Annotated in this window: 6 protein-coding genes and 1 pseudogene; 5 read left to right on the forward strand and 2 right to left on the reverse strand. The window is 69.1% G+C overall.

Annotated features, from left to right (window positions below):
* Position 1 precedes the first annotated feature (1 nt).
* Positions 2-1651 (forward strand): ABC transporter substrate-binding protein, encoded by a 1650-nt coding sequence (locus ABZ484_RS07705; RefSeq protein ID WP_358864976.1) that lies wholly within the window; start codon positions 2-4, stop codon positions 1649-1651.
* A 111-nt stretch (positions 1652-1762) separates the two neighbouring features.
* On the opposite strand, the gene ABZ484_RS07710 is transcribed toward ABZ484_RS07705, so the two are convergent.
* Positions 1763-2758 (reverse strand): L,D-transpeptidase, encoded by a 996-nt coding sequence (locus tag ABZ484_RS07710; protein ID WP_358864977.1) that lies wholly within the window; start codon positions 2756-2758, stop codon positions 1763-1765.
* Positions 2759-2954: 196 nt separating this feature from the next.
* Here ABZ484_RS07710 and ABZ484_RS07715 point away from each other — a divergent pair, with 196 nt between their 5' ends.
* From ABZ484_RS07715 to ABZ484_RS07725, 3 genes and pseudogenes are all read left to right on the forward strand, one after another.
* Entirely contained in the window at positions 2955-3347 is a 393-nt protein-coding gene (locus ABZ484_RS07715) for a hypothetical protein (protein WP_358864986.1), read from the forward strand.
* A 64-nt stretch (positions 3348-3411) separates the two neighbouring features.
* Positions 3412-3600, forward strand: a pseudogene (locus tag ABZ484_RS07720) (D-inositol-3-phosphate glycosyltransferase); the annotation flags it as partial.
* Positions 3597-4145 carry a DUF4262 domain-containing protein gene (locus tag ABZ484_RS07725; RefSeq protein WP_358864978.1) on the forward strand — a complete coding sequence of 183 codons (549 nt, stop codon included), beginning with the start codon at positions 3597-3599 and terminating at the stop codon, positions 4143-4145. The pseudogene ABZ484_RS07720 and the gene ABZ484_RS07725, both read left to right, overlap by 4 nt.
* A gap of 73 nt (positions 4146-4218) precedes the next feature.
* Here the strand turns inward: ABZ484_RS07725 and ABZ484_RS07730 are convergent, their stop codons facing one another.
* Complete coding sequence (locus ABZ484_RS07730; protein WP_358864979.1) at positions 4219-4812, reverse strand: TetR/AcrR family transcriptional regulator; 594 nt, start codon at positions 4810-4812, stop codon at positions 4219-4221.
* A 95-nt stretch (positions 4813-4907) separates the two neighbouring features.
* On the opposite strand from ABZ484_RS07730, the gene ABZ484_RS07735 reads away from it, so the two are divergent.
* Positions 4908-6152 (forward strand): NADH:flavin oxidoreductase/NADH oxidase family protein, encoded by a 1245-nt coding sequence (locus ABZ484_RS07735; protein ID WP_358864980.1) that lies wholly within the window; start codon positions 4908-4910, stop codon positions 6150-6152.
* Positions 6153-6302: the final 150 nt, after the last annotated feature.

Genomic DNA, 6302 nt, shown 5'->3' on the forward strand with positions numbered 1-6302 from the left:
AATGTACTCACTCCACCCGCGCGGACGGGCAACGGCACTCGCCGTCGCCGCCACGGCCACCCTCGCGCTGGCCGGTTGCTCCGGAGGCACATCCGGCAAGGAATCGAACGGGTCGACCGAGGCGCTGACGACGTTCACGCCCAGGGGTTCGGGCTCGGTCGAAAGGATCACCTGGAACGTCTTCCAGGGAGAGCCGCAGACCATCGACCCCTTCCAGTCGGCCGACTACACGCCGAACATGATCAACTCGAACATGTGCGAGACGCTGCTCGCCCAGACGCCCGACTTCCGGATCAAGCCCAATCTGGCGACGTCGTACTCGAACCCCGACCCGACGACCTGGGTCTACAAGCTGCGCGGCGACGTCACCTTCTGGGACGGCTCGCCGATGACCGCCGACGACGTCGCATGGAGCATGCGGCACAACCTGACGGACAAGTCGAGCTTCTACGGCTACCTGTACGCGAACGTCGCCTCGATCGCGAAGACGGGCGCCGGCGAAGTGACGGTCAGGCTGAAGAAGCCCGACTACCTCTTCAACGACGAGTTGGCCAGTTTCGCCGGCGTCGTCGTCCAGAAGAAGTTCTACGAGCAGCACGGCAAGAAGGTCGGTACGCCGGGCGTCGGAGTCATGTGCACCGGCCCCTACAGGTTCGACAAGTGGACGCGGGGCCAGTCGATCAGCGTGGGCCGCTACGACGGCTACTGGAACACGTCGCTGCCACGGAAGGTGAAGAACATCGACTTCACCTTCCTGACCGACGACTCGGCGATCACCTCCGGCCTGCTCTCGGGCCAGATCGACGGAACGTACGGTCCGCCGATGGCCGGGCTGGCACAGCTGAAGGCGTCCTCGGCCGGCAAGCTCTACTCGGGTCCCGCGCCACTGGCCGTCACGCTCGTCGTAGCGAACCAGAAGGGTGCGATGGGCAACGCCGACGTGCGCAAGGCGTTCCAGATGGCCATCGACTGCAAGGGCATCGGCGACCAGGTGTTCGCCGGTGAAGGGACCCCTGCTTCGCTGCAGACCGTGCCCGCCGTGTACGGCTTCGCGAAGGACGGCCTGACCTCGTACGCCGACTCGGTCAGGACCGATGGCTCCGCGAAGACGGACGAGGCGAAGAAGCTGCTCGCCGGTGTCCCGGCTCACGTCAAGTCGAAGAAGATCAGCCTCGTGGTTCCACAGCAGGCGGAGACGCAGCAGCTGGGCCTTGCGATCAAGGCCGCGGCCGACAAGATCGGCTTGAACTTCACACTCAACGTCGTTCCCGCGACCGGCTACTCGAACTACCTGTACGACCCGGGGACGCGCGGCAGCACCGACCTGCTGTACACGCAGTTCTGGCCGAACATCCCGAACCCCCTCGACTGGCTGGGCCTCACCGCGGTGACCGGCGGCACCTTCAACCAGTCCGGCTACAACGGCATCGACGGGCTGTACGCCGAGGCGATCGGCACCAAGGACGACAGCGCCCGCGCCGAGCTGGTCGTGCGGATGGAGCAGAAGCTGCACGACGAGATGAATCCGATGTTCCCCGGCATCCAGCTGACGAACGACGTGTGGCTCGGAAGCCGGATCACCGGGGCACCGGCGGCGTTCGACTACGTCTACTACCCCTGGGCGGCTCACCTCGGCGGAACCGGCAAGTAGTCCTCACCTCATGCGACGGGCGGGGGCTCCGAGGGGTGCACCACCGCCCGTCCAAGGTCCTGAACCACCGGGTCGGGTCCGAGCCGATGCCGAACTCCGCCAGTGCGTCCGTCACAGCGTGGCGGTCGTCCGCTCCCCGGCCGCGCTGCCCGCGAGCCACTGGTCCCATCCCAGGTTGAAGTCGGCGTAGCCGTTGTCGGCCGGCGCCTTCTGACGGGGCGAGCCGGTGATGGTGACCGGGTCGCCCTGCTTGACCTGACCGTAGAACCACTTGGCGTCCGACATGGACAGATGGACGCAGCCGTGCGAACCACGGGCGCTGCCGCTGCCCGGGTTGGGGTCACCCGTCGAGTAGTGCACGTACGTGCCCGACTGGGTGAGGTGGACGTCCCAGGGCAGGGTCAGGTCGTAGTAGTCCGGGCTGCCCTTGTCACAGCTGATGCCGACGCTGCAGGAGGTCATGTGGACCTTCTCCTGCTTGTCGATGACGGCCATCGTGCCGTTCCACGTCGGGTACTGGGCGCTGCCCGCGTTGATCGACAGGGTGCGCACCAGCTTGCCGTTCCGGGTCACCTTCATGGTGTGGCCGGTCACCGAGACATCCGCGCGCACGTCGTCGCCGATCGTGAAGGTGTGCGTGTAGCCGTGCACGCCGTAGCGTCCGTTGCCGTTGCTGACGCCCTTCATGTCGGCGTCGATCCTCACCTTGGTGCCGGAGGGCCAGTACGTCTTCGGCCGCCAGTCGACACGCCTGTCGCCCATCCAGTGCCAGGCACCGGCCACCGGCTGGGAGGCGCTCACCTTCATGTGCTTCTCGACCGTGGCCCGCGCCTTCGCCGCCACCGGGTTCGTGAAGACCACCGAGATCGGCATGGCCACGCCGACCGTGGTGCCCGTCTGCGGAGTGATCGTGTCCAACAGCATCGGAGGGCCCGCGGGCTTCGTCGGCGTGGGCGAGGCGCTCGCGCTCGGCTTGCCCGACGCCTTCGCGTCGTCCCCGCTCGCCTTGTCGCTCGCCTTGCCGCCGCCCCCGCCGCAGCCGCTCGCGCCCACCACCATCGCGACCGTGACGAGCGCGATCCCTATGCCACCCCTGCGCCGTCCCACGCCCTGCCCCGCTCTCTCGCTCCCCGGCCCCGAGGGGCCCGACTTCCTCTCAGACGGCAGCCGCACGGGCCGCAGTTGCGCGCCAGGCGCAGGTATTTTGTGAACCACATCACTCAGCCTTCGATGCCGTGCCAGGTGCGCCGGCGTCGCGGGACCCCTGGCGGCCGGCCCCGCGCCATGAGATCGTCCGCAGGTGATGGACGCCTCCGCCGGAGAATCGACCTCAGCGCGACCCGACGACCGCACCGCGTCCGCGCTGCGGTTCGCGACGGAACTCGTCGCCTGGGTGGCAACGCCCTGGGCCCTGGCCGGACACTCATGGTTGCTCGCCGCCCTGTCCGTGGTGGTGCTGATCGGCCTTCCGACCTGCTTGTCCACACCAGGGGACAAGGCCAACGTGATCATCGCGGTGCCCGGGTGGGTCACGATCCTCCTGGTGCTGCTCCAACTCGCCGCTGCCGTGGTCTCCTCCTGGTTCGCCTGGCCCGTCTGGGCAGCGCTGCCCGTGACCGTACTGGCCGCCGCGACCGTCGTGACGGAGCGCCGACGCTGGAGTTGGCTGCTCGCGTCGCATCGCCGCGTCGGCTGAAGCGCCCATCCGCCGCCTGAGCCGCGGGCAGCACTGCCTCAGGATGAGGAGACCTGGCCCGACCGGGCATGCCCCTGCGGACTACGCGCGGGCGCTGTGCGGTTTCGCCGGCACTCCGTCACTCTCCGCCCGGATGGGCGCGCCCGCGGCCCGGCACGCCCGACGCTTCGCCTGGGACGCCGCCGCGGCGGCGACGGCGGAGGTGTACACGGCGGCACCGCGCGAGCGCTCATGTCGTAGCCTCCGCACATGAGTGATGATCCGTTCCGGTGCCGCTGCGTCCTCTGCCATGACTACGGTGACCGGGACGAAGCGGACCGCTTCGGCCGGAAAATCATCGAAGATGTGCGGCAGCACGGATGGCACGTCGTGATGGTTCCCGAGGACGAGATCGGTCCTGGATTCGCCTACACGATCGGCCTCTCGCACACTCACGGCGCACCTGAACTTGCCATGTTCGGGCTCGATGTCCACGCCATGCACCGCATGCTCAACAAGCTCGGAGCGAAGGCCGCGGCGGGCGCCGCACTGGCTGACGGCCAGAGGCACCCTGATGTTGTCGACGGTCACCACGTCGCGCTCAGGCAGGTGGATCTCCGCTGGTACCGGACCTTCTTCGGGCGGGCCATCGGGTTCTACCGGCGGCCTCCTTTTCCCGTGTTGCAAGTTGCGTGGCCCGACGTGGATGACCGCTTCCACTGGGAGGAACGCACTGAGGAGAGGCATCGGGAGTCACAGCCTCAGCTGTGGCTGCCACCGAGCGAGCACCCTGTCGGGATCTGGACGACCGAACTCTGACCCCGAACGTGACCGCGCCACCCGCCGCGCCCGCGCTTGAGCCCTCACCGCATCTTGTGCCCGTCGGTGCTGCTCAGCGTTGTCGCAGCGCCGCGGAGGCGGAGAACAGTCCGTGGACGGCGTTGCGGACCTGGTCGGCGACCACCTCGGGGGAGGACGCGTCGAGCTTGCCGTCGAGGTGCAGGAACGCCAGGCCGTGGACCAGGGCCCAGACCGTGGTCGACAGTGCGTCCGGGTCGGCGCCGGGGAAGGCGGTGCGGACGATGGTGCGCACATATTCCGAGATGGCGGCGGTCGCGCTGAGCCGCTCCTCGCTGAGCGGGTCGCACGGCTCGGCGAACATCACCCGGAACAGTGCGGGATGCTCCAGGGCGAAACGAACGTACGCCACGGCGACCGCGGCGAGCTCGTCGGCGGTCGCGGGTGAGGGATGCGCGGCGGCCAGAGTTCCGGCGAGCTCACGGTAGCCCTCCGCGGCGACCGCGGACAGGAGCGCGTCGCGGTCGGAGTAGTGGCGGTAGGGAGCCGTGGGTGACACACCGGCCCGCCGGGCCACGGCCCGCAGCGACAGCGCGGCACTGCCGTCTTCCTCAAGCAGCTCCAGCGCGGCACGCACACAGGCGGAGCGCAGATCGCCGTGGTGATACGAGCCACTCGCTTGCGGCATAGGTCACACCCCTTCATGTTTGCGGTGCTTACATCGATCCTCTAATGTAAACGGTGTACACATTGTAAGTGATGGAGAGGGAGAGGAGAACTCGGATGGCAAGCGAGCTGTTCTCGCCGTTGTCCCTGCGCTCCGGGCAGGTACTGCGCAACCGGATCGCCAAGGCGGCCATGGAGGAGAACATGGCCGGTGACGGCCAGCTCCCCGGCGAGGAGCTGTTCGGGTTGTACCGGCGCTGGGCCATCGGTGGCACCGGACTGCTGATCACCGGCAACGTCATGGTCCACGCCGAGGCACTGACCGGCCCGGGCGGGGTGGTACTCGACGAGGCAGCGCCGCTCGAGCCGTTCATCGAGTGGGCCAAGGCCGGCAAGGCGGGCGGCGGGGCCATCTGGATGCAGATCAACCACCCCGGCCGCCAGATCGGATCCGACATGCCCGGTGTCGTGTGGGGCCCGTCCGCGGTAGCCGTCGACCTGGGCAAGCACAGCAGCCGTTTCGGCCGGCCCGTCGCCATGACGCCCGAGCAGATCCAGGCCACCGTGACCCGGTACGCGGTCACCGCCCGGCGCGCCGAGCAGGCGGGCTTCGACGGTGTGGAGATCCACGCCGCACACGGCTATCTGCTCTCGCAGTTCCTGTCCCCCCTGGTCAACAAGCGCACCGACCAGTGGGGCGGATCGCTGGAGAACCGCGCCCGGATGCTGCTGGACGTCGTCCGCGCGGTCCGCGCCGCCGTCTCTCCGTCCTTCGCGGTCGCGGTCAAACTCAACTCCGCCGACTTCCAGCGCGGCGGGTTCGACGCCGACGACGCACGCCAGGTGATCGAGATGCTCGAACCGCTCGGCGTCGACCTGGTCGAGCTGTCCGGCGGGAGCTACGAGAGCCCGGCGATGTCGGGCCGGCCCGCCGACGCACGCACGCAGGCCCGCGAGGCCTACTTCCTGGACCTGGCCAAGGACCTGGTCGGCACCAGCCCGCTTCCGCTGATGCTCACCGGCGGCATCACCCGGCGCTCCACCGCCGAGCGGGTCCTCGACAGCGGCGTGGCGATCATCGGGATGGGCACCGCTCTCGCGGTCACCCCGGACCTGCCCGACCGGTGGCGCCACGGCCGCGAGGCCGACGCGCGGCTTCGGCCGGTGACCTGGTCCGACAAGGCTCTCGCCTCGGCCGCCGGCATGGCACAGGTGCGCCACCAGATGCGCCGCATCGCCCGCGGAAGCCGCCCCACGCCCAACACCTACCCGGCCTTCGCCCTCATCTCCGAACAGCGAAGGCAGCGACGGGCCCTGCGCCGCTACCGCGCCTGGCTGGCCGCTTCCCAGGGCACCGCGTAACCGTGCCACAGCTCGACGCCCCGAGTGCCCCCCCCGGCTTCTGTGACTCACATCACATGCCGCACGCGTGAGGAATGTGGCGCCACGCCGCGGCCCTGCTCGCCGGCAGCCCCGAGGGCCGCACCGACTACCTCGACGAGGACCTGCGCA

The sequence above is a fragment of the Streptomyces sp. NPDC006393 genome, assembly GCF_040628575.1.
GTDB lineage: Bacteria > Actinomycetota > Actinomycetes > Streptomycetales > Streptomycetaceae > Streptomyces.